The sequence below is a fragment of the Streptomyces sp. NPDC045021 genome (genome assembly GCF_056432645.1).
Window position 1 is genome coordinate 1,546,223 of sequence record NZ_JBWKIQ010000001.1, and the last position, 25,275, is coordinate 1,571,497.

General features: G+C 70.5%; 21 protein-coding genes and 1 pseudogene. 11 read left to right on the forward strand and 11 right to left on the reverse strand.

Features of this window, described 5'->3' with window-relative positions:
* Positions 1-17: 17 nt before the first annotated feature.
* The 6 genes from aroA to AC07DC_RS06905 form a co-directional block, all read right to left on the reverse strand.
* Entirely contained in the window at positions 18-1,253 is a 1,236-nt protein-coding gene (gene aroA / locus AC07DC_RS06880) for a 3-phosphoshikimate 1-carboxyvinyltransferase (protein WP_478912489.1), read from the reverse strand.
* A gap of 154 nt (positions 1,254-1,407) precedes the next feature.
* Positions 1,408-2,586 carry a cytochrome P450 family protein gene (locus tag AC07DC_RS06885; RefSeq protein WP_478912491.1) on the reverse strand — a complete coding sequence of 393 codons (1,179 nt, stop codon included), beginning with the start codon at positions 2,584-2,586 and terminating at the stop codon, positions 1,408-1,410.
* A gap of 135 nt (positions 2,587-2,721) precedes the next feature.
* On the reverse strand, positions 2,722-3,345 hold the full coding sequence (locus tag AC07DC_RS06890; RefSeq protein WP_478912493.1) for a bifunctional 4-hydroxy-2-oxoglutarate aldolase/2-dehydro-3-deoxy-phosphogluconate aldolase: 624 nt from the start codon (positions 3,343-3,345) through the stop codon (positions 2,722-2,724).
* A gap of 223 nt (positions 3,346-3,568) precedes the next feature.
* On the reverse strand, positions 3,569-4,003 hold the full coding sequence (locus AC07DC_RS06895) for a guanyl-specific ribonuclease (protein WP_478912495.1): 435 nt from the start codon (positions 4,001-4,003) through the stop codon (positions 3,569-3,571).
* 170 nt (positions 4,004-4,173) lie between these two features.
* Positions 4,174-4,983, reverse strand: a complete 810-nt coding sequence (locus AC07DC_RS06900; protein WP_478912497.1) for an AIM24 family protein — start codon at positions 4,981-4,983, stop codon at positions 4,174-4,176.
* A 64-nt stretch (positions 4,984-5,047) separates the two neighbouring features.
* Entirely contained in the window at positions 5,048-6,355 is a 1,308-nt protein-coding gene (locus AC07DC_RS06905; protein WP_478912499.1) for an ROK family transcriptional regulator, read from the reverse strand.
* A gap of 269 nt (positions 6,356-6,624) precedes the next feature.
* Here AC07DC_RS06905 and AC07DC_RS06910 point away from each other — a divergent pair, with 269 nt between their 5' ends.
* The 4 genes and pseudogenes from AC07DC_RS06910 (at position 6,625) to AC07DC_RS06925 (ending at position 11,096) form a co-directional block, all read left to right on the forward strand.
* Positions 6,625-7,947 (forward strand): ABC transporter substrate-binding protein, encoded by a 1,323-nt coding sequence (locus AC07DC_RS06910; RefSeq protein ID WP_478912501.1) that lies wholly within the window; start codon positions 6,625-6,627, stop codon positions 7,945-7,947.
* 5 nt (positions 7,948-7,952) lie between these two features.
* Positions 7,953-8,861 (forward strand): annotated as a pseudogene (locus AC07DC_RS06915) (carbohydrate ABC transporter permease); the annotation flags it as partial.
* Positions 8,862-8,880: 19 nt separating this feature from the next.
* Positions 8,881-9,720, forward strand: coding sequence for a carbohydrate ABC transporter permease (locus AC07DC_RS06920; protein WP_478912503.1), 840 nt, complete (start codon positions 8,881-8,883; stop codon positions 9,718-9,720).
* Positions 9,721-9,740: 20 nt separating this feature from the next.
* Positions 9,741-11,096 (forward strand): GH1 family beta-glucosidase, encoded by a 1,356-nt coding sequence (locus AC07DC_RS06925; RefSeq protein ID WP_478912653.1) that lies wholly within the window; start codon positions 9,741-9,743, stop codon positions 11,094-11,096.
* 147 nt (positions 11,097-11,243) lie between these two features.
* Here the strand turns inward: AC07DC_RS06925 and AC07DC_RS06930 are convergent, their stop codons facing one another.
* The 3 genes from AC07DC_RS06930 to allB all read right to left on the reverse strand — a co-directional run bounded on the left by AC07DC_RS06930 (position 11,244) and on the right by allB (position 14,629).
* Positions 11,244-11,993, reverse strand: a complete 750-nt coding sequence (locus AC07DC_RS06930) for a DUF6159 family protein (RefSeq protein ID WP_478912504.1) — start codon at positions 11,991-11,993, stop codon at positions 11,244-11,246.
* Between the two features lie 186 nt (positions 11,994-12,179).
* A complete protein-coding gene (alc, locus tag AC07DC_RS06935) occupies positions 12,180-13,289 on the reverse strand; it encodes an allantoicase (protein ID WP_478912506.1) in 1,110 nt (369 codons plus the stop codon).
* Complete coding sequence (allB, locus tag AC07DC_RS06940; RefSeq protein ID WP_478912508.1) at positions 13,286-14,629, reverse strand: allantoinase AllB; 1,344 nt, start codon at positions 14,627-14,629, stop codon at positions 13,286-13,288. The genes alc and allB overlap by 4 nt, the downstream gene beginning before the upstream one ends.
* Positions 14,630-14,896: 267 nt before the next feature.
* Here allB and AC07DC_RS06945 point away from each other — a divergent pair, with 267 nt between their 5' ends.
* Positions 14,897-15,670, forward strand: a complete 774-nt coding sequence (locus AC07DC_RS06945; RefSeq protein ID WP_478912510.1) for an IclR family transcriptional regulator — start codon at positions 14,897-14,899, stop codon at positions 15,668-15,670.
* Here the strand turns inward: AC07DC_RS06945 and AC07DC_RS06950 are convergent.
* Entirely contained in the window at positions 15,629-16,012 is a 384-nt protein-coding gene (locus tag AC07DC_RS06950) for a DUF5955 family protein (protein ID WP_478912512.1), read from the reverse strand. The two genes, AC07DC_RS06945 and AC07DC_RS06950, sit on opposite strands and share 42 nt — an antisense overlap.
* Positions 16,013-16,194: 182 nt before the next feature.
* A complete protein-coding gene (locus AC07DC_RS06955) occupies positions 16,195-18,093 on the reverse strand; it encodes a serine/threonine-protein kinase (RefSeq protein WP_478912514.1) in 1,899 nt (632 codons plus the stop codon).
* A gap of 138 nt (positions 18,094-18,231) precedes the next feature.
* On the opposite strand from AC07DC_RS06955, the gene AC07DC_RS06960 reads away from it, so the two are divergent.
* From AC07DC_RS06960 to AC07DC_RS06985, 6 genes are all read left to right on the forward strand, one after another.
* Positions 18,232-18,924: a nucleotidyltransferase family protein gene (locus AC07DC_RS06960; RefSeq protein WP_478912516.1), complete on the forward strand. Its 693-nt coding sequence runs from the start codon at positions 18,232-18,234 to the stop codon at positions 18,922-18,924.
* A 128-nt stretch (positions 18,925-19,052) separates the two neighbouring features.
* The gene (aceB, locus tag AC07DC_RS06965; protein WP_478912518.1) at positions 19,053-20,681 is read left to right on the forward strand and encodes a malate synthase A; all 1,629 of its coding nucleotides are present in this window, start codon (positions 19,053-19,055) and stop codon (positions 20,679-20,681) included.
* A gap of 147 nt (positions 20,682-20,828) precedes the next feature.
* The gene (locus tag AC07DC_RS06970) at positions 20,829-21,131 is read left to right on the forward strand and encodes an SCO5918 family protein (protein ID WP_285369838.1); all 303 of its coding nucleotides are present in this window, start codon (positions 20,829-20,831) and stop codon (positions 21,129-21,131) included.
* 162 nt (positions 21,132-21,293) lie between these two features.
* On the forward strand, positions 21,294-22,739 hold the full coding sequence (locus AC07DC_RS06975; protein WP_478912520.1) for an endonuclease/exonuclease/phosphatase family protein: 1,446 nt from the start codon (positions 21,294-21,296) through the stop codon (positions 22,737-22,739).
* The gene (locus AC07DC_RS06980) at positions 22,736-24,721 is read left to right on the forward strand and encodes a phosphocholine-specific phospholipase C (RefSeq protein WP_478912522.1); all 1,986 of its coding nucleotides are present in this window, start codon (positions 22,736-22,738) and stop codon (positions 24,719-24,721) included. The genes AC07DC_RS06975 and AC07DC_RS06980 overlap by 4 nt, the downstream gene beginning before the upstream one ends.
* A gap of 63 nt (positions 24,722-24,784) precedes the next feature.
* A complete protein-coding gene (locus AC07DC_RS06985) occupies positions 24,785-25,273 on the forward strand; it encodes an N-acetyltransferase family protein (RefSeq protein ID WP_478912524.1) in 489 nt (162 codons plus the stop codon).
* Positions 25,274-25,275: the final 2 nt, after the last annotated feature.

The following is a 25,275-nucleotide window of genomic DNA, read 5'->3' on the forward strand; positions in this document are numbered from 1 at the left end:
CCTGCCTTGGACGGGGCTCAGACGCCCCAGGCGCGGCGCTGCGCCGCGAACGCCTCGTGGAACTCGGGGAAGGTCTTCTTCACGCATCCCGGGTCGTCGAACGTGACGCCCGGGGTGCGCAGCCCGGCGACGGCGAAGCTCATGGCGATGCGGTGGTCACCGCGGCAGGCGATCTCGGTGGCGACGGGCGTACCGGGGTGGATCTCGATCCAGTCGCGCCCGGTCTCGACCCGGATGCCCTGGCGGCGGAGGTTCTCGGCGCACGCGTCCAGCCGGTCGCACTCCTTGACGCGGGTGTTGTAGACGTCCTCGATGCGCACCGGGCCGTCGGCGAACGGCGCGATGGCGGCGAGGGTCGGCATGGTGTCGGAGATGTCGCGCATGTTGACGGTGATGCCGGACAGCCGGCCGGTGCCGGTGACCGTGGTGGCGTCGGCGCCGGTCTCCACCTCGGCGCCCATCCGCCGCAGGATGTCGACGAAGCGCAGATCGCCCTGGAGCGCGTCGGCTCCCAGGCCGGGCACGGTCGCGCAGGCGCCGGTCAGCGCGGCGGCGGCGAAGAAGTAGCTGGCGGTGGAGGCGTCGGGCTCGATGTCGTAGTCGGTGGCGCGGTAGCCGCCGGGCGGGACGGTGAGCGTGTCGCCGTCCCGCAGCACCTCGACGCCGAAGCTCCGCATCATCGCCAGGGTGATCTCGACGTACGGGGCGGAGACGAGCCCGGTGACGCGGATCCGCAGGCCCTCGGCCGTGAGCGGGGCGACGAGCAGCATCGCGGTGAGGAACTGGGACGACAGGCTGGCGTCGAGTTCGAGGTCGCCGCCCTTGATGCCGCACGCGGTGACGGTGAGCGGGAGGTGGCCCTCGGCCTCCTCGTGCCGCAGCTCGACACCGAGCCGCCGCAGGGCGTCGGTGAGCGGGGCGACGGGCCGACGGCGCATCTGGGCGGAGGCGTCGAAGCGGTACGTGCCGTGTCCGGCGGCGGCGAGCGCGGGCAGGAAACGGGCGGCGGTGGCCGCGTCACGGCAGTACACGTCCGCCCGCTCGACGGCGGGGCCGGCGGGCCGGCCCTCGATCCGCCACCGGTCCGGCTCACGCTCCACCGTGTAGCCCAGCTTCGCCAGCCCCTCGGCGAAGCCGTCCGTGTCGTCGGAGAGCAGCGGCCGGCGGAGCGTGGTCGTGCCCTCGGCGGCTGCGGCCAGGAACAGCGCTCGGGCGGTGACCGACTTCGAACCCGGCACGGCGACAACGGACACTTCTGGGCCTCCCGATACGACTCGCGATACGACTCGGACGCGCGTCAGCGGCGCTGCTGATGCCTTGATCGGGACCGATTCTAGATCCGCGGGCACCTGGCGCCGGACCCGGTGGCGTGCCTCCGGCCGGACAGACCCTGGTACCGGGCAGACCCTAGTAGCGGACCGGCAGCCGGTGCACGCCGCGGATCAGCATGCCGCCGCGCCAGGAGAGGGTGGCGGGGTCCGTGTCGAGCGCCAGGTCCGGGCAGCGTTCCAGGAGCGTGCGTATCGCGGTCCGGCCCTCGATACGGGCCAGCGGGGCGCCGAGGCAGTAGTGGATGCCGTGGCCGAACGCCACATGGCCCTGGGTGGAGCGGCGGATGTCGAAGGTGTCGGGCTCCTCGAAGCGCTCCGGGTCGCGGTCCGCGGAGGCCAATGCGACCAGGACCGGCTGGCCCTGCGGGATGACGGTGCCGCCGATGTCGACCGGCTCGGCGGTGAACCGCCACGTGGACGTCTCGACGGGCCCGTCGTAGCGCAGCATCTCCTCGATGGCGCCGTCCAGCAGCGAGGGGTCGGCGCGCAGCGCGGCGAGCTGGGCGGGGTGCCGGAGCAGCGCCAGTACGCCGTTGGAGATCAGGTTGACGGTCGTCTCGTGCCCGGCGACCAGGAGCAGGAAGGCCATGCCGACGAGCTCCTCGGCCGACAGCTGGTCGCCGTCCTCGTGCCGGGTGCGGATCAGGGCGCTCATGAGGTCGTCGGCAGGGGCGCTGCACCGTTTGTCCTCGATGAGCTCCACCAGGTAGGCGCCCATGGCCTCCACCGCGGCGGCCTCCGACTCGCCGCCGGACTGCCCGACGATCACGTTGGACCAGCGCCGGAACGCGTCGCGGTCCAGCGACGGGACGCCGAGCAGCTCGCAGATGACGGTCATCGGGAGCGGAAAGGCGAGGGAGTCGACGAGGTCGGCACGGCCCAGCGGCAGCATCTCGTCGAGCAGTTCGTCGGTGATCTGCTGGACGCGGGGGCGCAGCGCCTCGACGCGGCGGGAGGTGAACTCCTTGGCCACCAGCTTGCGGAGCCGGGTGTGCTGCGGCGCGTCGGCCTCCAGCATGTTGGCGCTGATGGCGCCCGGTTCCGCGAGCGGGTCCAAGGTGCGCCAGCTCTTGCTGAACCGGGGGTCGGCGAGCGCCGAACGCACCGCCTCATGGCCGACGACGAGCCACAGGTCGCCGTTGTCGACGGTGCGGACCCGGTGGACCGGGCCCTGTTCCCGCAACTTGGCGTAGATCGGGTACGGATCGGCGGTGAACTCCTCGCCGTAGGCGGTCAGATCGACGATCTCGGACATACCCACAACCTCCCCCTGGCCAGGCCGGTTTGCCCTGTTCCGCACAGTAGCCGCTTGTCGGCGGAGAGCGCCTCCGTCTCACGGAGGAGTACGCGGGGGCGCGGAGGAGTACCGCAGGAGGACGGCGGAGCCGCGTCAGCGGGCGTCCGCCAGGCGGGCCAGCAGCTCGGTCAGGCGCTTGGCGACGGTGTCGCGGTCGCCTTCGGTGAGCTCCGGTCCCATGCCGACGGCGACGGCACCCGCCGCGATCCACTCCGGTGCGGTGTCGAGCGTGATGCCGCCGGCGGGCAGCAGGGCGGCCTGCGGGAGGGCGGCGCGCACGTCCTTGATCCAGCCGGGGTCGTAGCCGGAGGCGGGGAAGAGCTTGAGCGCGTCCGCGCCGAGTTCCATGGCGCGGACCATCTCGGTGGGGGTCGCGACGCCGGGAAAGACCGGGACGCCGTACCGGTGGCCGGTCCGTACCACGCCCTCGTCCAGGCTCGGCGAGACAAGGAAGCGGGCTCCGGCGTCGACGGCCATCCGCGCGGAGGTGGCGTCCAGTACGGTGCCCGCGCCGATGATCGCGTCATCGCCGACCTCGCGGACGAGGGTGGTCACGGCTTCGAGCGCGAAGGGCGTGGTGAGCGAGATCTCCAGCGTGGTCAGCCCGGCGGAGAGCAGCATGTCGGCCACCGCGGCGGCCTGGTCGTAGCTCTCGCTGCGAACGATGGCGAAAACCCGCTGGGCCAGCGCGGCCCGGGTGATCTCCCAGCGGTACACGGCGGATCGCCGTCCTTCCTCGGTGCTGTGGAACGGGGGCGAATCATCGTCTCCCGGAACGCTATCGGGTGGCTCTGACATCGATGCCTGCGGTTCGCGGGGATGTATCCGGTCTGTAACACGCGAAAGCGCGGGGCGGGCGCCGGAGGGGAGTCCGGCGCACGCCCCGCGCACTTGGTGCGGACTTCGTGCGGACTTCGTGCGGACAGGGTCGGGTGAGAGCTCAGCAGCCGAACTTGACCAGCTTGAACGACGCGTAGTGGTCGGCGGTGTAGTAATCCTCGTCGACCGCCCGGCCGGTGATGATCCGGCGGGCGCCGCGGGTCGGCGACCCGGGGGTGACGACGGTGTACTCGTGGTAGTAACCGCTGGTGTGGCTGGGCAGCAGGTGTTCCTGGTTCCGGAACACGACGCCGTCCTGCGAGTACGGGAACGGCCCGCCGGCGTCGATGAGGTCGAGCGTGTGGTGGGCCTGCGACGGCAGCGCCGAATAGCAGATGCTGCCGACCGCGTTGATCGAGACCGTGGCGGACGAACCGGCCGCGACGGAGGTGGGGGCGAGGGAGGCCGGAGAGGCGGCGACCGCCGGTCCGCCGACGAGGAGGGTGCCCGCGAGGACGGCGAGCGCGCCGATACGTGTGAGACGTGGGGTTCTCATGTGCACCACAATGACGCGCGTAGACGTGGTCCCGTCAATCCCAACGACGCACTGTTTTCCAGGAGTTAACCGGGCGCGCCCGGACCGCGAGCACTCGCGCGGGAACGTGTGGGGGACCGTCCGGCCGGCGCACGCGGGACCATCAGGTCAGCCCCGCGCCGACCGTACGGTCAGCCCGCGTGGGTGGAGAACAGCCCGCCGGTCGGTCCCTGCTTGTCGCCGCCCTGGGCCTTCTTCAGCGCGTTGGCCAGGCCCTCGATCGTCATCGACTGCAGGATGACGCGGCCGTTGCCCTCCAGGGTGGCCAGCGACAGCCCCTCGCCGCCGAAGACCGCGTTCATCAGTCCCTGCCGGTCGAGGCCGCCGATCCGCTGCACCCCGTACTCGATGCCCTCCTCGAAGGCCACGATGCAGCCCGTGTCGACCTCGATCCGGCCGCCGAAGTCCGCCGGGTTGAGGTCGATGAAGTTCCCGGCGCCCGCGATGATCACGGTGCCGTGTCCGGTGAACTTCTCCAGGATGAAGCCCTCACCGCCGCTGCGACCGGACCGTCCGCCCTGGAAGGCGATACCGAAGTGGACGGTCGACTCGGCGGCCACGAAGGCGTCCTTCTCGGCGAACCAGGCCCGCGCGCCGTCCAGCTCCAGGGCCCGCATCTCGCCGGGCAGCACGCCGGCGAAGCCGACGGTGCCCTCGCCGCCGGACGCGGAGAAGTACTGGAAGGCGAGGCTCTCGCCCGCCATGGCCCGCTGCCCCGCCTGCATGGCGGTGCCCATGGCCTGGCGCAGCATGCCGCCCATGCCGCCGGCCGCGCCGCCGCCCTGCTGGGCGGCGCCCGGTCCCGACAGCCGGGTCTCCATGGCGACGTTCGACGTCTTGAACAGGAACTTCCCGGCCTCGCAGTACACCGTCTGACCTGGTTGAAGGGTGCATACGGCCATCTGCATGGCATTGCCGACGATCTGCTGTTGCAGGGTCACGGCGGGACTCCTTGGCGAGGCGAGGTGCGACGAGGCGGGAGCAGTCGGGATGACTCCCGCTTCGTCAACGTACCTCCAGTCGGGCCTCCCGGACGGTTGGGTTCCGGTTCCATGGCGCGCCGCCCGAGTCGAGGAGTCTGGCCAGCGGCAGGGTGGCCGCGCCGACCGTGACCGCGTCGGGTCCGAGCCGTCCCATCTCGATGGAGGTCTGGGCGCAGGGGTGGTGCAGCGCATAGGCCACCGCCGCCTCGCGGACGGCCGGCAGCAGCCGGGGGCCGATCATGAGCCCGGCCCAGCCGCCGATCACGATGCGCTCGGGATTGAAGAGATTGATCAGGTCGGCGATGCCCGCGCCGAGGTACTCGGCGGTCTCCGCAAGGAGCGCGGCCGCGGACGGGTCGTGGTCGGCGGCGGTCAGCAGGGCGGTGAGGCCCGCTTCCTCGCTCTGCCCCTCCGGGGCCCGACCCCAGCGTTCCAGCAGCGCCTCGGCGCCGACGTAGGCCTCCAGGCAGCCGCGGGCGCCGCAGCGGCAGAGCCGGCCGCCGACCTGGAGCGTGGTGTGGCCCCACTCCCCCGCGCTGCTGGTGGCTCCCCGGTACGGCTTGCCGTCGGCGACGACGCAGGCGCCGACCCCCGAGCCGAGCAGCGCGATGACGGCGCTGCTCGCGCCGCGGCCCGCGCCGAACCACATCTCGGCCTGGCCGAGCGTCTTCGCGCCGTTGTCGATGTACAGCGGCAGGTCCGTGCCGGCCCGCAGCAGGCGACCGAACGGGACCGCGTTCCAGCCGATGGTCTGACCGTGCACGACGATGCCCTCGCCGCTGCCGAGGTCGACGCCCGAGCCGCCCGGAGCGCCTGGGCCACCCGGACCGCCCGATCCGCCGGCGCCGTCACCCTGCTCGACGATGCCGGGGACCCCGACACCCACCCCGAGCACATCGCTCTCGGAGATGCCGGCGTCACGCACGACGGCCGACAGACCGTCGAGAATCAGCCGTACGACGTGGTCGACGTCGTGGCCGCTGTCCGACAGCGGCAGGTCCGCCGCGGCGAGTTCGGTGAGGGCGAGGTCGAACAGCTCGACCCTGACCCGGGTCTCGCCGACGTCCACCCCCACGACGCAGCCGTAACCGGCGGCGACCTTGAGCAGGATCCGCGGCCGTCCGCCGTCCGAATCGACGGAGCCGGCCTCCTCGACCAGCCCGTCGGCGATCAGGTCGCCGACGACATTGCTGATCGATCCCGCGCTCAGCCCGGAGTCCCGTCCCAACTCCTGGCGACTGAGTGGTCCTTCGAAATACAGGTGGCGCAGCAGCGCCGACCGGTTGCCGCGCCGCAGGTCACGCACGGTTCGTTTGCCTCGATCTGCCATCCGGTCCTCCTCCCCTGGCTCCCCGGCTGAAATCTATCGGTGCGCGAAGTCTTGACGCCACCTTTTCTCACAAGTTAAATCACGCCCTGAAATAAGACACGGCGCCTGTTCACTTCTTGAACCGATCGAGACCCGTTCCCGACCCGATCCACACCCGTTCCAGACCCGTTCCTGACGTCTTTCGGACCCGTTCCTGTCAGGTTCCGCACCAGACCAGACCCGTCCCGTTCACGTTCCCGTAGCGATCCCACCCCTGAGAGGGGACCGTCATGCGTACCTACCACCGGGCAGTCGCGGCCACCGCCATCGCCGCAGCGATGGCACTCACCGCCTCCGCCTGCGGCGGCGGCTCCAGCAGCAACGACAGCGGCGGCAACAGCAGCCCCAAGACGCTGACCTACTGGGCGAGCAACCAGGGCACCAGCCTGGAGAACGACAAGCAGGTCCTGGAACCCGAGCTCAAGAAGTTCGAGCAGCAGACCGGGATCAAGGTCAAGCTGGAGGTCGTCCCCTGGTCCGACCTGCTCAACAGAATCCTGGCCGCGGCCACTTCGGGCCAGGGCCCGGACGTGCTGAACATCGGCAACACCTGGTCCGCCTCGCTCCAGGCCACCGGCGCGCTGCTCCCGTTCGACGCCGCCACCTTCTCGAAGATCGGCGGCAGGGACCGCTTCGTCAGCGCCGCGCTCGCCGCGGCCGGCGCGCAGGGCAAGGACCCGGCCGCCGTCCCGCTGTACTCGCTGGCCTACGGGCTCTACTACAACAAGAAGATGTTCGCCGACGCGGGCATAGCCGCCCCGCCCACGACGTGGGACGAGTTGGTCGCCGACGGCAAGAAGCTCACCAAGGACGGCAAGTACGGCCTCGCCGTCGAGGGCGGCAACGGCTCGGAGAACATCCACCACGCCTTCGTCCTCGCCAAGCAGCACGGTTCGGACTTCTTCGACGCCTCCGGCAAGGCCACGTTCGACACCCCGGAGAACGTCGCCGCCGTCAAGCAGTACATCGACTTCATCGGCAAGGACAAGATCGCGGCACCCGGCAACGCCGAGTACGCCGCCAACCAGTCCCTCGCCGACTTCGCGACCGGCAAGGCCGGCATGCTGATGTGGCAGGCCGCCGCCTCCTCGCTGAAGTCCCACGGCATGAAGCCCGAAGACTACGGCGTGGCGCCGGTTCCGTTCCAGACCGCGGGCGCCACCGGTGCGACGGCCGTCAACTCGATGGTCGCCGGCATCAACCTCGCCGTCTTCAAGAACTCCAAGAACCTCGACGGCTCCCTGAAGTTCGTCAACTTCATGACCAGCCCCGCCGAGCAGAAGATCCTCAACGCCACCTACGGCTCACTGCCGCCGGTCAAGGACGCGCAGAGCGACCCGGCGTTCTCCACCCCCGACCTGAAGACGCTGGCCGAGGTGCTCGCCAAGAGCGCCGCCCCGCTGCCGCAGGTCCCCAACGAGAGCCAGTTCGAGACGCTCGTCGGCACCGCGATGAAGGAGCTCTTCGCGCAGGCCGCCTCAGGCAAGGACGTCACCACCGATTCCGTGAAGGCCGCCCTCACCAAGGCCCAGCAGCAGATGCCGGCCTCGTGATCGCGCGACTGCGCCGGATCGGCCTGCCCTACCTGCTCCTGCTTCCCGCGCTCCTGCTCGAACTCCTGATCCACCTCATCCCGATGATCGTCGGCATCGTGATGAGCTTCAAACAGCTGACCCAGTTCTTCATCCGCGACTGGGGCGCGGCGCCCTGGGCCGGCCTGGACAACTACCGCGTGGCGGTGGACTTCGACGCCCCGGTCGGCCAGGCACTACTGCACTCGTTCTGGGTCACGCTGTGCTTCACCGTCCTCGCCGTGGGGCTGTCCTGGCTCCTCGGCACCGCGGCGGCGATCCTCATGCAGGACGCCTTCCGCGGCCGGGGATTCCTGCGGGCGATCTTCCTGGTCCCGTACGCGCTGCCGGTCTACGCGGCCGTCATCACCTGGTCGTTCATGTTCCAGCGCGACACGGGCCTGATCAACCACGTGATCCACGACCAGCTGCACCTCACCTCCGAGCGGTCGTTCTGGCTGATCGGCGACAACAGCTTCACCGCCCTCGTCACCGTCTCCGTATGGCGCTCGTGGCCGTTCGCCTTCCTGTGCCTGATGGCCGGGCTGCAGAACATCCCGCGCGAGCTGTACGAGGCGGCGTCGATGGACGGCGCGGGCGTCTGGCAGCAGATCCGCCGGATCACCCTGCCGTCGCTGCGGCCGGTCAACCAGGTGCTGGTGCTGGTGCTCTTCCTGTGGACGTTCAACGACTTCAACACCCCGTACGTGCTGTTCGGCCGATCGGCGCCGGAGGCCGCCGACCTGATCTCCATCCACATCTACCAGTCCTCCTTCATCACCTGGAACTTCGGCTCCGGCTCGGCCATGTCCGTACTCCTGCTGCTGTTCCTGCTGTTCGTCACGGCCATCTATCTGCTCGTCACGTCACGCAGGAGGGATGCGGCCGATGCGTAAACCCCCTCACCCATCACCGATGGCGCAGCCGAAGTCGTTCATCTGGACCCGGCGGATCTTCCTCACCCTGCTCACGGTCTTCACGCTCGCCCCGGTGTACGTGATGCTCAGCTCCTCGCTGAAGCCGCTGCAGGACGTGCAGGGTTCCTTCAAGTGGATCCCGAGCGGCTTCACGTTCCGGCCGTACATCGACATCTGGCACACGGTCCCGCTCGCCAAGTACTTCGTGAACTCGGTGATCGTCTCGGTCAGCGCGACCGTGGCCTCGGTGGCCGTGGCGATCTTCGCCGCGTACGCCGTCAGCCGCTACCGCTTCAAGGGCCGCAAGTTCTTCACGGTGACGGTGCTCTCCACCCAGATGTTCCCGGGCATCCTCTTCCTCCTCCCGCTCTTCCTGATCTTCGTCAACATCGGGAACTCGACGGGGATCGCCCTGTACGGCAGCCGCGGCGGCCTCATCCTCACCTATCTGACGTTCTCGCTCCCCTTCTCCATCTGGATGCTCGTCGGCTACTTCGACTCCATCCCGCGCGATCTCGACGAGGCCGCGATGGTGGACGGCTGCGGCCCGCTCGGCGCGCTCTTCCGCGTCGTCGTCCCGGCCGCGGTCCCCGGCATCGTCGCGGTGTCGGTGTACGCCTTCATGACGGCCTGGGGCGAGGTGCTCTTCGCGTCGGTCATGACGAACGACACCACCCGCACCCTCGCCGTCGGCCTGCAGGGATACGCCACCCAGACCGACGTGTACTGGAATCAGGTCATGGCCGCCTCACTCGTCGTGAGCGTGCCCGTGGTCGCCGGATTCCTGCTGCTCCAGCGCTACCTGGTCGTCGGACTGACCGCCGGCGCCGTCAAGTGACCACCACCGAAAGGCTGCTCGTGAACGACCTCAGCGCTCTCCCCGCCGACTTCATCTGGGGCGCGGCCACCGCCGCCTACCAGATAGAAGGCGCGGTGGACGAGGACGGCCGGGCCCCCTCGATCTGGGACACCTTCTCCCACACCCCGGGCAAGGTGGCGGACGGTGACACCGGCGACGTGGCCTGCGACCACTACCACCGGGTACCCGAGGACATCTCCCTCATGGGCGATCTCGGCCTGGACGCCTACCGGTTCTCCATCGCCTGGCCCCGCGTCATGCCGCAGGGCGGCGGGCAGGTCAACGCGGCGGGACTCGCCTTCTACGACCGGCTCACCGACTCCCTCCTCGAAGCGGGCATCACCCCCTTCCCGACCCTCTACCACTGGGACCTCCCACAGGCCCAGCAGGACCGGGGCGGCTGGCCGGAGCGCGAGACCGCGGAACGGTTCGGCGAGTACGCCTCGGTGGTCGCCGAGGCCCTCGGCGACCGCGTCAACGACTGGGCGACGCTCAACGAGCCGCTCTGCTCGTCCTGGATCGGCCATCTCGAAGGCAAGATGGCGCCCGGCCTCACCGACATCACGGCCGCGGTCCGTTCCTCGTACCACCTGCACCTGGGGCACGGGCTCGCCGTCCAGGCGATCCGCGCCGCCAACCCGAACGCCCGCATCGGCATCGTCAACAACCTCAGCCCCTGCGAGCCGGCCACCGACCGCGAGGCCGACCAGGCCGCCGCGATCCGCGCCGACGGCCACACCAACCGCTGGTGGCTCGACCCGATCCACGGCCGCGGCTACCCGCAGGACATGGTCGACCTGTACGGCGTCGACCTCCCGATCCAGGTCGGCGACCTCGACAGCATCGCGGCCCCGCTCGACTGGCTCGGCGTCAACTACTACTTCCGCAACGTCATCGCCGACGACCCCACCGGCCTGCCGCCGCGCGCCAAGCAGGTCTACCTGCCGGGCGTCCGGCGCACGGCGATGGACTGGGAGGTGTACGGCGACGGCCTGGAGCAGCTGCTCGTCCGCGTCTCCGAGGAGTACGGGGCCCAGCGGATCTTCGTCACCGAGAACGGCTCGGCCTACCCCGACACCGTCGGCCCCGACGGCCAGGTCGACGACCCCGAGCGGCAGGCCTACCTGGAGGAGCACCTCGCCGCCTGCGCCCGAGCGGTACGCCGCGGCGCCCCGCTGGCCGGCTACTTCGCCTGGTCGCTGCTGGACAACTTCGAGTGGGCCTACGGATACGACAAGCGCTTCGGCCTGATCCACGTCGACTACCCGACGCAGAAGCGCACCATCAAGGGCAGCGGCCGCCGCTACGCCGACATCATCGCCGCCCACCACCGCCGCGCCCGCCGCGCGGCCTGAAACCGGCGCCCGGCATCCGTCCCGCACGGGGAGGACGGATGCCGGACCCTCAACCGGCCGCGAGCTCCATCCGGCGACAAGGGGAGCGCAGCGCCGGGGCCATCCCCCGCCCCGCCCGAACCCCCCGAGGCCCCCCGAGCCGAAGGATTACGCTGCAGCCGCGGCGTCCCGGTAGAGCATCGTGCGGAAGATCCCGGAGACCGTGGCGCCTACCAGCAGCGTGCAGATCAGCAGCAGGGCGGCGAACAGGCCGCCCGCGATGGCGGGCCCCATGCTGTTCGACTCCACTCCGAGCATGAATGCCACAAATCCGACGATCACTGCGAGGACCATCGGCAGCGCGATCCACAGCGAGCCGTACACCTGCCGGGAGAACGTCTCGCGCAGCATCCGCGCCGACCGCCGGGTGCCCTCGACCACCCCGAGGCCGTCGATCATCATGGCCGGCAGCGCCAGGTAGGTGGCGACGGCCCAGCCGGCGCTGAACAGTTCGCCCAGGATCCAGCCGACGACCGGGATCCGCTCCAGCTGTCGGATGAGCAGCAGAACCGTCGTGCTGAGCAGACTCCACGCCAGCAGCCGTCGCCAGTGGCGCAACGCTCGGCTACAGTTCGCGCCGATCCGGACCGGCTCTCCCCGCAGCACGTCGTCGACCGCGCAGATCATCGCGGCGCTGCAGAGCGTGAGCACGAATCCCAGCAGGAGATAGCCGACGCCCACGTAGATGGCGTCGAAGGTGGACGGCGACGACTCGGCCCCGTCCAGAAGGAGCGTCGGCACCGCCACGCCGCCGGCTATCAGCACCAGCGCAACACCGCTGAGCAGCGGGAACACCAGCAGACGGCGGTTGTTTCGCAGTACCCGGAAGGACATACGAACGGGCTTGACGGTGCTCACGAGAGGTCCCCCACGGGTGGTCATGCTTCGTCGACGCGCCACAGGCTATGTCAGTCGCCAGTGCCGCTCACCATGGAGGTGCCACCGTCACAAGTCGGCCTGAACGGCCTGGCGTGTCACCCACGCCGACCGCCCCCGGCCGATGCTCGGCCGGGGGCGGTCAACGTACCTACAAACAGCCTGCGTTCAGCTGATTTCTTCGGTGCGGGTGGTGAGTTGCTCCGCTCCGCGTGCGGTCAGGGAGCCGTGCAGGCGCAGGCGGGAGATGCCGCCGTCGGGGAAGATGTCGATCCGCACCCGCGTGGCCGGGACCGGGTTGACCAGGAAGCGGTGCACGGTGTCGGGCTGGAGCTTGGTGCGGGGCAGCAGCTGGGTCCACTCGTCCGACCCGTCGTTCTGCACGAACAGCGCAGCCCAACCCGCCGAGTTCCCCTTCAGATACGCGGTGTCGATCTCCACCGCCCGGATCACGCCCTGCGCCACCAGGCGGTACTGCACCCAGTCATTGCCCTTATCCCGGCGCCGGCGCGTCTCCCACCCGTCGTCCATCTTCCGCGAGCGGCCTGGCAGGATCGTGTTGACCGGCGAGGAGTAGAAACGATCCGACGCGTCCTCCACCGTGCCGCCGTTCTCCAACGCCACCAGGTCGAAGGTGCCCAGCTCCGCCAACCACCCCGGATCCGGAGCCACCTCCCCATACACCCGCAGCCGGGCCACCCCACCGTCCGGGTGCTGGTTCAACCGCAGATGCGTGAACCGCCGATCCACCTCCACCACGAACCCGTTCGCCGCATGACCCCCCACCGGGGTACGCGGCACGATCGTCGTCCACTCCACACCGTCCGCCAGCAGGTCTTCCGGCGACGCCGACAGTGAGTGCGCGGTCGCCTCGATCGAGACGGACTGCGGGTAGTTGCCCCGGAAGTGCGCGGTGTCCACCACGATCCCGCGGATCACCCCCGGCGCGCCCAACCGGATCAACGCCCAGTCATGATCCGCGTCAACCGGATGCGGGGTATCGGTGCCCGTACCCCGGCGGCGGCGGGTCTCCCACCCGTCCATGATCTTGCCCTTGTGCCCGAAGTGCTCCGGATCGAAATGCGCCGGCTCCGGGATCAGCAGATTCTCCCGCTCCGCGAAGAACTCGTCGTTCGCCGCGATCACCCCCGCACCCAACCGCCGATCCGCCAGATCCACCAGATCCGTGAACGGCAACTCCGCACGACGGTAATCCGCATACGGATCACCCCCACCGAACGGCCGCGCATCGCCAGTGAAGGAAGTCATGGAGGTCATGCGTTCTCCCGGGTGATGAGGCGGCCGGTGGGCTCGTTGGTCACGCCGTTCTCGGCGATCGGTTCGCCGCGCAGCCAGGTGCTGCGGACGACGCCGTACAGGGTCTTGCCGGCGTAGGCGGTGATGCGGTTGCGGTGGTAGAGCTCGGCGGGGTCGACGGTGAACGTCTCGTCCGGCGCGAGGACCGCGAAGTCGGCGTCGTAGCCGACGGCGATGGCGCCCTTGGTGGAGAGCCCGACGAGGGCGGCGGGCGCCTTGGACATCCAGCGGGCGACGTCGGAGACGCTGTGGCCGCGGCGGCGGGCCTCGGTCCAGATGGCGGGCAGCCCGAGCTGGAGCGAGGAGATGCCGCCCCAGGCGGCGGCGAAGTCGCCGGTCTCCTTCACCTTGAGCTCGATCGTGGACGGCGAGTGGTCGGAGACGATGCAGTCGATCGTGCCGTCGGCCAGGCCCTCCCAGAGGGCGTCCTGGTTGGCGGCCTCGCGGATCGGCGGGCAGCACTTGAACTCGGTGGCGCCGTCCGGGACTTCCTCTGCGGTGAGGGTGAGGAAGTGCGGGCACGTCTCGACGGTGAGCTTGACGCCTTCGCGCTTCGCCGCGGCGATGAGCGGCAGCGCGTCGCTCGACGACAGGTGCAGCACGTGCACCCGGGCGTTCAGCCGCTTGGCGAGGGCGATGAGCCCCTCGATGGCGGCGTCCTCGGCGACGCGGGGCCGGGAGGCGAGGAAGTCCGCGTAGTGCGGGCCGCTGCGCTGCGGAGCGCCGTCGATGAGCTGGGGGTCCTCGGCGTGGACGATCAGCAGCCCGTCGAAGCGGGAGATCTCGGTGAGGGCGTCCTCCAGCTCCGCCGGGGAGAGCTGCGGGAACTCGTCGACGCCGGAGTGCAGCAGGAAGCACTTGAAGCCGAAGACGCCGGCGTCGTGCAGCGGCTGGAGGTCCTTGACGTTGCCGGGGACGGCGCCGCCCCAGAATCCGACGTCGGTGTGCACCTTGCCGCGCGCGGTGTCCTGTTTGACGGCGAGGTTCTCGACGGTCGTGGTCGGCGGGATGCTGTTGAGCGGCATGTCGACCAGGGTCGTGATGCCGCCGGCGGCGGCGGCGCGGGTCGCGGAGGCGAAGCCCTCCCACTCGGTGCGGCCGGGGTCGTTGATGTGCACATGGGTGTCGACCAGGCCCGGGAGCAGAGCGTCGTCGCCGAGGTCGACGAGCCGGGCCCCCTCCGGGACGTCGGCGTCGTACGCCCACACAGCGGCGATCGTGCCGCCGCTGACCGCGACCGCGGCCGGGCGCTCCCCCTCGGGCGTGACGACCCGAGTCGAGCGCAGGACCAGTTCCACCACGTGCCCTCCCCTTCCTGTTTCTTCCACCGAGCGAGACCGAGCGTGATCGAACGAGTCTTCCACCGAGCGAAATTTCAACGTTCTGTTGAACGAATGTGCAGGACAGGGCGGTGAACCGTCAAGGCCATGTAAGATTCCACAAAGCGGAATTCACATTTCGCCACAGCCTCCGTAGGTAGCTACAGGAGAAGGCTCTCAAGAGATCAATTAGCCGGGGTCGGCCGGTAGGCTTCCCCTCAATCATCTACCGCTCAGAGGAGATCGCACGTGTCGTCAGACCGCGCAGGAGGCGTTCAGTCGCTCGAACGCGCCTTCGACCTGCTTGAGCGGATGGCCGACGCGGGCGGCGAGGTCGGTTTGAGCGAGCTCTCCGCCAGTAGCGGGCTCCCGCTGCCCACCATCCACCGGCTGATGCGCACCCTGGTCGACTGCGGCTACGTACGGCAGCAGCCGAACCGTCGCTACGCGCTCGGTCCGCGCCTGATCCGGCTCGGCGAGAGCTCCGCCAAGCTGCTCGGCACCTGGGCCCGCCCCTTCCTCGCCGAGCTGGTCGAGACGACCGGAGAGACGGCGAACATGGCGCTGCTCGACGGGGACGAGATCGTCTACGTCGCACAGGTGCCGTCCCGGCACTCCATGCGGATGTTCACCGAGGTCGGACGGCGGGTGCTGCCGCACTCCACCGGCGTGGGCAAGGCGCTGCTGGCACACGTGCCGCCGGAGGAGGTCCGGGCGCTGCTCGCCCGCACCGGGATGCCCGCCGCGACCGAGAAGACGATCACCAACGCGGACGACTTCATAAGCGAGCTGGAGAAGATCCGCGAGGCCGGCTACGCGGTGGACGACAACGAGCAGGAGATCGGGGTCCGCTGCCTCGCGGTCACCGTCCCCGACTCCCCCACCGCCGCGGCCATCTCGATCTCCGGCCCCGCGGGCCGGGTGACCGAGGTCGCCACGGAGAAGATCATCCCGATCCTGCAGGACATCGCCAGGCAGCTGTCACGCGCCCTCGCCAGCGCCGGGGCCGGCACCGGAGCCTGACCCGAAGAGGTCGACGGCCCTGCGCAACTCGGCCAGGGCCACTGCTAGCGCGCTCACCGAGCCCAGCGCCGCCGCGACCAGCAGCAGCGAGTGCCGCATCCGGTCGATCTCCAGGATCCCGGCGTCCGCGGCATTGGCCAGCGCGCCCAGCTCGTCCTCGGCAATCGCTCGGTCCGGTAACTCCGACCGCAGGGCGGCCAGCTCCCGGCGCACCCGGGCGACCGACAGGCGCAGCGCCGTCACCCGGGGATCGTCCGCGCCGGACGCTTCCGCCCCCCTGATGTCCGCCGCCCCGATGCCCGCCGCCGTCCGTGCGGCCCCACCGCAGCTCTCATCGTTCACCGACCTCACCCCCCACCTCCCACACCTCGGCGAGCGCGCCCCCCAGCGCCCCCGCGCGCGCCCCGGTGCGAGTCCGGGGCGCGCCCAGTTAACGCGAACCGATGCGCGGGACGCCATACGGACGACGAAATCCGCGCCAACTTCCTTGTGCGGCAAGCGACTTGACGACAATTCCGGGGCGGTCAGTCCTGCGGCGGGTTGGCGTTGCGCCACAGGGTGAGATCCACGGTGACGTATTCGCTACTTGTCCCCGCCGACGAGAAACCACGGATGGTCACCAGTCCGATGTGCCCCGCCTTGGTCGTCACACAGATCTTCGATCCCTTGGACAGCGCGTCCTTCTTGATCGACTCGGCGTATCGCGTGTTGGCGCGGCAGCCGGCCAGGGTCGCGGGTTCGCCGGGCATCACGAGCGCCAGGGTGTTCTTGCCCTGGTGGGTGGCGACGGCCGCGCCCACGATGTGGTCCGTCGAGTAGCCGAAGTCCCCGTCGTAGTACACGCCCACCTCCGTCCTCTTCGGGCGCGGCGGTTCGTCGGCGAAGGTCAGTGTGTAGTCGGCCGGGATGTCGAGGCCGGTGTACGAGAGGGGCTTGGGATCCACCGGAGCCGAGCTCTGCCCGTTCCCGTTCCCGTTCCCGTTCCCGTTGGTGCCGCCGGTGGCGGACGGCGCCGAGCTGCTCTTGCCGCCCTGGGCGCTCGGCGAGTCCTTGTTGTCGTTCTTCTGGACGGCCGAGTACACGGCGGAGCTGATCAGGAGCGCGACGACGACCCCCGCGATGATCAGGCCCGTCTTCTTCTTCTTCGGCGGCAGGGGCAGAAAGCCACCGGGGCTGCCGGGGCCGTGGGTGGGCGGGTACGCGTAGCCGCCCACCGGGGGCCGGGGCTGCTGCGGGTGCATCGCCTGCGGGTGCACCGGCTGCGTCGGCTGCTGGAACGACTGCTGACCAGGCTGCTGCCGACCGGGTTGCGGGTGGCCGGGCTGCTGGTGCGCCTGCGGCGGGTGGACCGGCTGGTGGTTCACCGGCTGGGTCGGCGGGTGCAGTGGGGGCGCGGACGGGGGCACCGCCTGGGTGGGCGGATGACCCGGCTGCGGGGTCGACGGCGGGGCGGGAGGCTGGACCGGCTGCGGCGCCGGCGCGGCCGCCTGCGTCAGGTCCGCGGCGTACGACTGCGGCAGCCAGCCGTCCGGACGGCGCAGCGCCGGGTCCTTGGACGCCTGGCCGCACATCGCGATGATCTGGGCGGTGGACGGCCGCAGCGTCGGGTCCTTGATGAGGCAGCGGGTGACGATCTCGCGCAGCTCGCCCGGCAGCTCGGACAGGTCCGGCTCCTCGTGCACGATCCGGTAGAGGACGGCGTGCGAGGGGCCGTCGCCGAACGCGGCGCCGCCCATCGCGGCGAAGGCCGCGATCTGGCCGAGCGCGAAGATGTCGGTGGCCGGTGTGCAGCTCGTACCGGCCGCCTGCTCGGGGGACATGAAGGACGGGGTGCCGACGCTGACACCGGTGCCGGTGAGCGCGGTGGTGTCGGCGGCCCGCGCGATGCCGAAGTCGATGACGCGCGGCCCGTCGACCGCGAGCAGCACGTTGGACGGCTTGAGGTCCCGGTGCACGATGCCCGCGTGGTGGATCACCTGCAGCGCTTCGGCGATGCCGGCGATGAGAAGCAGAACGGTCGGCACCGGCATCGCGCCGTGATCGGCGACCGCGGCGTGCAGCGAGGGGCCCGCGACGTAGGCGGTGGCCAGCCACGGGTGCGGGCCCTCGGTGTCGCTGTCGATCACCGGTGCGGTGTAGAGGCCCTGCACGCGCTGCGCGGCCAACACCTCCTGGCGGAACCGGCGGCGGAACTCGGGGTCCTCGGCGAACTCGGGACGGATGACCTTGATCGCCACCGGCCGGCCGCCGGGCGTGTAGGAGAGGTACACCTTGCCCATGCCACCGGCGCCGAGGCGGGCGCTGAGCAGGTATCCGGCAACGGTCTTCGGGTCGTCGTCCGTGAGCGGTTGGAAGACCTCAGGATCCGGGGGCGCGTTGTCCGTCACGGTGGCGGGCACCGGTTCCTGCTGATGATTCGTCACGTCTGCCCCTTGGCCTGCGAATACCCGTCCCTTACGGCGCCGAGCCTACCGAAACCCGCGGTACGCCCGCCTCCGCGATCCCAAACGCCCGTTGTGTACCTCTTCGCCTCCGGCCGCCGCGTCCTGTAGGGAGGAAGCATGAAACCCATCGCACCGAGCGATTCCGCCACCATTCCCTCCATCGCCGGTCTGCTGCTCGCGGCCGGTGGCGGCCGGCGGCTGGGCGGCCGGCCGAAGGCGCTGCTGGAGTACGCGGGCCGCCCGCTCGTCGAGCACGCGGTGCGCGGGCTGCGCGAGGCGGGGTGCGGGCCGGTGCACATCGTGCTCGGGGCGGCTGCCGGCGAGGTGCGCGAGCGGGCCGATCTGGCGGGCTGCGTCCTGGTTGACAACCCGGACTGGGCCGGCGGCATGGGCTCGTCGCTGCGGGCCGGTCTGCGGTCGCTGGCGGATACGGAAGCGCAGCGGGCGGGTACCGGGGCGCAGGCGGTCGTGGTGGCGCTGGTGGACCAGCCGGGGATCGGCGCGGGGGCGGTCGCCCGGGTCATCAACGCGTACCGGGGCCCGTCGAGCCTGGCGGCGGCCTCGTACGGGGGGCGGCGCGGCCATCCGGTGCTGTTCGGCGCGGACCGCTGGGCGGACATCGCGGACAGCGCGCCCGCCGATCAGGGGGCCCGCGAGTACCTGAAACTCCACGAGGAGGAGATCACTCTCGTCGAGTGCGGTGACATCGCCGACCCCGCCGATATCGACACCCCTGATGACCTGCACCTTCTGCGGCCCCGCAGCGGATCGGCAGATCCGTCCGCTGCACGGCGTGCCACAAAACGTTGATCTTCCGCAATGCGGATACTATGCTCCACCTCGCAGAAGCGCCCGTATTCCGGTACGGCCCGGCACCCCGTGCCAGGGCCACGACCCGGCGGCCGCTCGGCACCCTTTGTCCCCTAGAGGAGTCAGCCATGTCCGCAGCAGTGCCGTCCTCGGCGGCCGTCGTCGCAGACGACGCACCCCCCGTCCCCCGCGCGGAGGAGGTGCTGACGCAGCAGGCTCTGACCTTCATCGCCGAGCTGCACCGACGCTTCGCCCCGCGCCGAGCCGAGCTGCTCGCGCTCCGCAAGGAGCGCCGCGCCGAGATCGCCCGTACCGGCACCCTGGACTTCCTCGCGGACACCGCACATGTCCGCGCGGGAGAGTGGCAGGTGGCCCCGGCCCCGGCCGCGCTCAACGACCGCCGCGTCGAGATCACCGGTCCCACCGACCGCAAGATGACCATCAACGCGCTGAACTCCGGCGCCAGGGTCTGGCTCGCCGACTTCGAGGACGCCTCCGCTCCCACCTGGGAGAACGTCGTCGGCGGCCAGGTCAATCTGATCGACGCCTACGAGCGCCGGATCGACTTCTCCACCGAGCAGGGCAAGTCGTACGCGCTGAAGGACGAGGCCACGCTCGCCACCGTCGTCATGCGCCCGCGCGGCTGGCACCTGGAGGAGCGGCATCTGACCGTCGACGGCGAGGCCGTCCCCGGTGCCTTTGTCGACTTCGGGCTGTACTTCTTCCACAACGCGACGCGGCTGATCGCCAAGGGCAAGGGTCCGTACTTCTACCTGCCCAAGACCGAGTCGCACCTCGAGGCGCGGCTGTGGAACGAGATCTTCGTCTTCGCGCAGGAGTACGTGGGCATCCCGCAGGGCACCGTCCGCGCGACCGTGCTCATCGAGACGATCACCGCCGCGTTCGAGATGGAGGAGATCCTTTACGAGCTGCGCGACCACGCCGCGGGCCTGAACGCCGGCCGCTGGGACTACCTCTTCTCCATCGTGAAGAACTTCCGCGACGGCGGCGAGAAGTACGTCCTGCCGGACCGCAACGCGGTGACCATGACCGCGCCCTTCATGCGCGCGTACACCGAGCTGCTGGTGCGCACCTGCCACAAGCGCGGCGCGCACGCGATCGGCGGGATGGCCGCGTTCATCCCCTCGCGCCGTGACGCCGAGGTCAACAAGGTCGCCTTCGAGAAGGTCAAGGCCGACAAGGACCGCGAGGCCGGCGACGGCTTCGACGGCTCCTGGGTGGCCCACCCCGACCTGGTGCCGATCGCCCGCGCCTCCTTCGACGCGGTCCTCGGCGACCGGCCGAACCAGAAGGAGCGGCTGCGCGAGGACGTCCACGTCACCGCCGACCAGTTGCTGGCCATCGACTCGCTGGACGCCAGGCCGACGTACGACGGTCTGGTGAGCGCGGTCCAGGTCGGCACCCGCTACATCGAGGCGTGGCTGCGCGGGCTGGGCGCCGTCGCCATCTTCAACCTGATGGAGGACGCCGCCACCGCGGAGATCTCCCGCTCGCAGATCTGGCAGTGGATCAACGCGGGTGTGGTGTTCGAGCACAACGGCGAGCAGGTGAAGGCCACCCACGAACTGGTGGTGCGCGTCGCCGCGCAGGAGCTGGCCGCGATCCGGGCCGAGGTCGGTGACGAGGCCTTCGCCGCGGGCAAGTGGACCGAGGCGCACGACCTGCTGCTGCAGACCGCGCTGGACGAGGAGTACGTCGACTTCCTCACCCTCCCGGCCTACGAGCTGCTGGGCTGAGACCCCTACCGCAATTCGTTCACAGGCCCGATAGGGCCCCGGTCCACAGGGCCGGGGCCCGCTTCGTTATCCGGTGGAGCTGTGCCATCGTGCCGGTATGTGACAACGTGGGAGTACCTGTTACGTCCCTTCTGCCCTTGCTGAGGCATGATGATCCGCTGCACCATCGCTGGAGTCTCCTTCTATCTGCAGGCAAGCGAGGTGGAGCAGAAGATGAGCGGGATCAAGCCCGAACCCATCACCGGCGAGTCTGTGAAGATCGGAAATCGCACGTACCCCGTCAAGCAGGTGGGGGCGATCATCACCCGACAGGACCCGCGTGACTTCAGCGCCGCCCAGATGGTCCGCGCGCTGGAGAAGCTGGAGTTCAAGTGCTTCCCGAAGCCCGCTCCCGCTCCACCCGCGGAGGTTCCGGACGTACTTCCGCAATCCCCTCCGTACTGGACCTGACGTCACCGGCGTGAGTTCTGCCGGACGTCCGTTCCTGGTCATCCGGAGTTCTTGACGCGTGTGCCGCGGGCCGACTGAATAGCCCAAGTTGTTCAGCCAACTTGTGCAGCCCGGTCGGCCCGTGAGGCTGGCGTGCCCACCGGGCGGAGAGGAACCTCCCCCGTGCCACCCAGTACTCTCACCCTCGCTTCCCCGGTCGACCCCCATGAGGGCGACCGCCTCACGTTCCACTGGACCACCGACACGCCGGACGCCAAGAACTGGGTCGGCGTCTACGACGGCGCCCGTCAGCCCGGCACCGGATCCTCGATCGTGTGGAAGTACGTGCCCGGAGCCTCCGGTGACGTCGTCCTCGACACCTCGACGCTGACCGGCGGCCCGTACACGGCGTATCTGCTGGCCAAGGACGGCTACGGCATCCTGGCGCAGACCGCCGCCTTCTCCTTCCGCCCCAAGCCTGCCGTCCCGCGCCCGCACGCCGTCGTCGACGGGCTCACCACCGGGCCCGTCACCGCCGGCGGCGCCGTCTCCGTCAAGCTCTCCGGGCTGTGGATACGGCCGCCGGGCACCCCGACCGGCAGCGCCGTGTTCAGCCGTACGGGCGGTGACTCCTGGCTGTCCGTCAGCGCCGCGGGCGTCGTCACCGGCACCGCGCCGGCCACCGCCCCCGCGCGGCCCGGCGTGCTGACCGTCGCCGTCAAGGACAGCGCGGGCGGTTCCGACAGCCTCACCGTGCAGGTCCCGGTGCGCGCCGCCACCGCCACGCAGCGGCTGAAGGTCGCGTCCTGGAACCTGTGGGACGCGGGCACGCACATCGACGGCGCGCTGGAGAAGCAGCTGCGCACCGTCCTCACCCAGGGCCTGGACGTCCTGGCCCTGCAGGAGACCGGCGGCACCGCCGCCAAGGCGCTCGCGGACGCGCTGGGCTGGTTCTCGTACCAGTCGCCCGGCAGCCTCGGCGTCGTCAGCCGCTACCCGCTGGGCACCGTGACGGCTCCCACCACCGCCCTCCCGGCGGCCGGTATGGCCATACAACTCCCCGCGGGCCGCACCGTACGGCTGTGGGCCGCGCAGCTCGACGAGAGCAGCTACGGCCCGTACGCGGCGCAGGACGGCAAGACCGCCGCGCAGATCGAAGCCGCCGAGCAGGCGAGTGTCCGTTTCCAGCAGGCACAGGCGCTGGCCGCCGCGATGAAGACCGATCTGGCCTCCGGAACCCCGGTCGTACTGGCCGCCGGGCTCGCCTCGCCCTCGCACCTGGACTGGACGGCGGCCACCGCCGCGGCGCACAGCGGGGTCGGGCCGCTCAGCTGGCCGGTCACCGTGGCCCTCAAGCAGGCGGGCCTCATCGACGCCTTCCGCTCCGCGCACCCCGATCCGCTGAAGTCGCCCGGCAACACCTGGTCGCCGGTGCGCAAGGTGCGCGGCAGCGGTCAGGAGCCGCAGGACCGTATCGACCAGGTCCAGTTCGCCGGCCCGCTGACCCTCGTCGAGGCGCACACCCTGGTCACCGGCTGGCCGCAGCCCGCGCCGGGCACCGCCGCCAACGGCTGGCCGTCCGACTGCGCCGCCGCCGTCGCCACCTTCACCCTGGAGGCATCTTCATGACCCCGCTGAGCCGCCGCTCCTTCGTCGGAGCCACCGCCGCCGCGGGCGCGGCCGCCACCGTCGGGATGCCCGGCGCCACCGGGACGGCCGCCGCGGCGCCCGCCACCGGCACCGCCGAGGCCGCCGCCACCGGCACCCCCGCCGATGTGAAGCACGTCGTGATCCTCATGCAGGAGAACCGCAGCTTCGACCACTACTTCGGCGCCATGAAGGGAGTGCGCGGCTTCGACGACAAGCAGGGGCTGCTCTTCCCGGGCGGCGATTCCGTCTTCCGCCAGCCCGACCCGGGCCGCACCGACGGCAACGTGATGCTGCCCTTCCGCATGGACACCACCAAGTACAACGCCCAGAACGCGGGCGGCCTCGCCCACGACTGGTCCACCAGCCACCAGGCCATCAACGGCGGCGCCATGAACAAGTGGGTCGCCGCCAAGGGCGAGCGCTCGATGGGGTACTTCACCCGCGCGGACATCCCCTACCAGTACGCGCTCGCCGACGCGTTCACCCTCTGCGACGCCTACTTCTGCTCCATGGCGGGCCCCACCGACCCCAACCGCCTCTACCTGTGGTCGGGCACGGCGGGCCCCGGCAAGGACGGCACCACCGGCCCGTGGATCGACAACACCCCGCTGCCCGAGAACCCGGTCGCGGACTGGACGACGTACGCCGAACGGCTCTCCGCGCACGCGGTGAGCTGGCGCGTCTACCACAACCCGAGTCTCGACGAGCGGTACGGCGACTACGACGACAACGCGCTCGCCTACTTCTCGCAGTTCCACAAGTTCGCGGCGACCGACCCCCGTTACATCAACGCCATGACCAAGTGGGACCTGACCGCCTTCGACCAGCACTGCAAGGACGGCACCCTGCCGACCGTCTCCTGGCTCGTCGCGCCCTACCTGTTCTGCGAACACCCGGACGCCAGCCCCGACTACGGCGCGCACTACGTCAACACGGCGCTGCAGTCCCTGATGTCGAACCCCGCGGTGTGGAAGAACACCGTCTTCCTCGTGATGTACGACGAGAACGACGGCTACTTCGACCACGTCGTCCCGCCGACCCCCGAGCCCGGCACGGCCGAGGAGTTCGCCCAGGGGCGCCCGATCGGCCTCGGCAACCGGGTGCCGTTGTGGGCCGCCTCGCCCTGGTCGCGCGGCGGCTACGTCAACTCGCAGGTCTTCGACCACACGTCCGTGCTGCGGTTCCTCGAAGTCGTCACCGGCGTCCAGGAGCCCAACATCTCGGCCTGGCGGCGCTCCGTCTGCGGCGACCTGACCAGTTGCTTCGACTTCGCCAACCCCGACTACTCGATACCGGCACTGCCGGACACCGTCGCGCTGATGGCCAAGGCCGACGCCAACAAGTCGCTGCCCGCGGTGAAACTGCCCGCCACCGGTGCGCAGAGCATGCCGTCCCAGGAACCGGGAGAGCGCCCGCACCGGCCGCTGCCCTACCACCCGTGGGCGGATGTCACGGTCGACCGCGCCTCCGGCAAGGTCGTCTGCACGCTGGCCAACACCGGCTCCACGGGCTTCCACTTCACCGTCTACCCGAACATCGAGCTGGCGTTCTCCGGCACGCCGTTCACCGTCGCGCCCGGCGCCACGGCCACGTACACCTGGGACGCGTCGCACACCGACGGCCGCTACGACTTCACCGTGCACGGCGCCGACGGCTTCGTCCGCCGCTTCGCGGGCACCGTCGTCTCGGCCGGCCAGGACGACGTGGCCGTGCCCTCCGTGCGCGCCGCGCTGAGCGGCACCTCCGTCGCGCTGACCCTCGCCAACGACGGCAAGGAGCCCGTCCTGTTCACCGTCACCCCGAACGACTTCGGCGGCGCCGCACGCACCGCATGGGTCGACCCGGGCACCACCGGCGAGATCCTGTGGCCCACCAACTCGGGCCGCTACGACATCACCGCCACCGCGGGCACCGGCACGCGCTTCGCGCAGCGTTACGCGGGGACGGTGCACCCGGTCTGACCCCGCCTCCGGGGCGGCCGAAATCCACTGGCGTTCGGCCGCCCCCCATTCATGATGTCCGTCATGCTCATCCGAGATGTGACTCCTGACGACTGGCCCGCGATCTGGCCGTTCCTGCAAGGCATCGTGGCCCGGGGGGACACCTTCACCTATCCCCGCGATCTGGACGAGGCCACCGCGCGCGACATGTGGATGCTCCGGGCACCCTCGCGCACGGTGGTCGCCGTCCGTGCGGACGGGACGGTGCTCGGGACGGCGAAGATGAACCCCAACCACATGGGCGGCTCCGCCCACATATCCAGCGCGAGCTTCATGGTCGCCCCCGACCACTCCGGGCACGGCGTCGGCCGGGCGCTGGCCGAGGAGACGCTGCGCTGGGCGCGCGCCGAGGGGTACCGCGGGATGCAGTTCAACGCGGTCGTGGCGTCGAACGTCCGGGCCCTGGGGCTGTACGAGTCGCTCGGCTTCGAGGTCCTGGGCACGATCCCGGAGGGCTTCCTGCATCCGGACGAGGGATATGTCGGGCTGCACATCATGTACCGGGGGCTGTGACC

Bases quoted from the DNA above. Each gene is read 5' to 3' on its own strand.
- AC07DC_RS06885 (WP_478912491.1), bottom strand. From the start codon at position 2,586: ATGTCCGAGATCGTCGATCTGACCGCCTACGGCGAGGAGTTCACCGCC.
- AC07DC_RS06895 (WP_478912495.1), bottom strand. From the start codon at position 4,003: ATGAGAACCCCACGTCTCACACGTATCGGCGCGCTCGCCGTCCTCGCG.
- AC07DC_RS06905 (WP_478912499.1), bottom strand. From the start codon at position 6,355: ATGGCAGATCGAGGCAAACGAACCGTGCGTGACCTGCGGCGCGGCAAC.
- AC07DC_RS06910 (WP_478912501.1), top strand. From the start codon at position 6,625: ATGCGTACCTACCACCGGGCAGTCGCGGCCACCGCCATCGCCGCAGCG.
- AC07DC_RS06920 (WP_478912503.1), top strand. From the start codon at position 8,881: ATGGCGCAGCCGAAGTCGTTCATCTGGACCCGGCGGATCTTCCTCACC.
- alc (WP_478912506.1), bottom strand. From the start codon at position 13,289: ATGACCTCCATGACTTCCTTCACTGGCGATGCGCGGCCGTTCGGTGGG.
- AC07DC_RS06960 (WP_478912516.1), top strand. From the start codon at position 18,232: ATGAAACCCATCGCACCGAGCGATTCCGCCACCATTCCCTCCATCGCC.
- aceB (WP_478912518.1), top strand. From the start codon at position 19,053: ATGTCCGCAGCAGTGCCGTCCTCGGCGGCCGTCGTCGCAGACGACGCA.
- AC07DC_RS06970 (WP_285369838.1), top strand. From the start codon at position 20,829: ATGATGATCCGCTGCACCATCGCTGGAGTCTCCTTCTATCTGCAGGCA.
- AC07DC_RS06980 (WP_478912522.1), top strand. From the start codon at position 22,736: ATGACCCCGCTGAGCCGCCGCTCCTTCGTCGGAGCCACCGCCGCCGCG.
- AC07DC_RS06985 (WP_478912524.1), top strand. From the start codon at position 24,785: ATGCTCATCCGAGATGTGACTCCTGACGACTGGCCCGCGATCTGGCCG.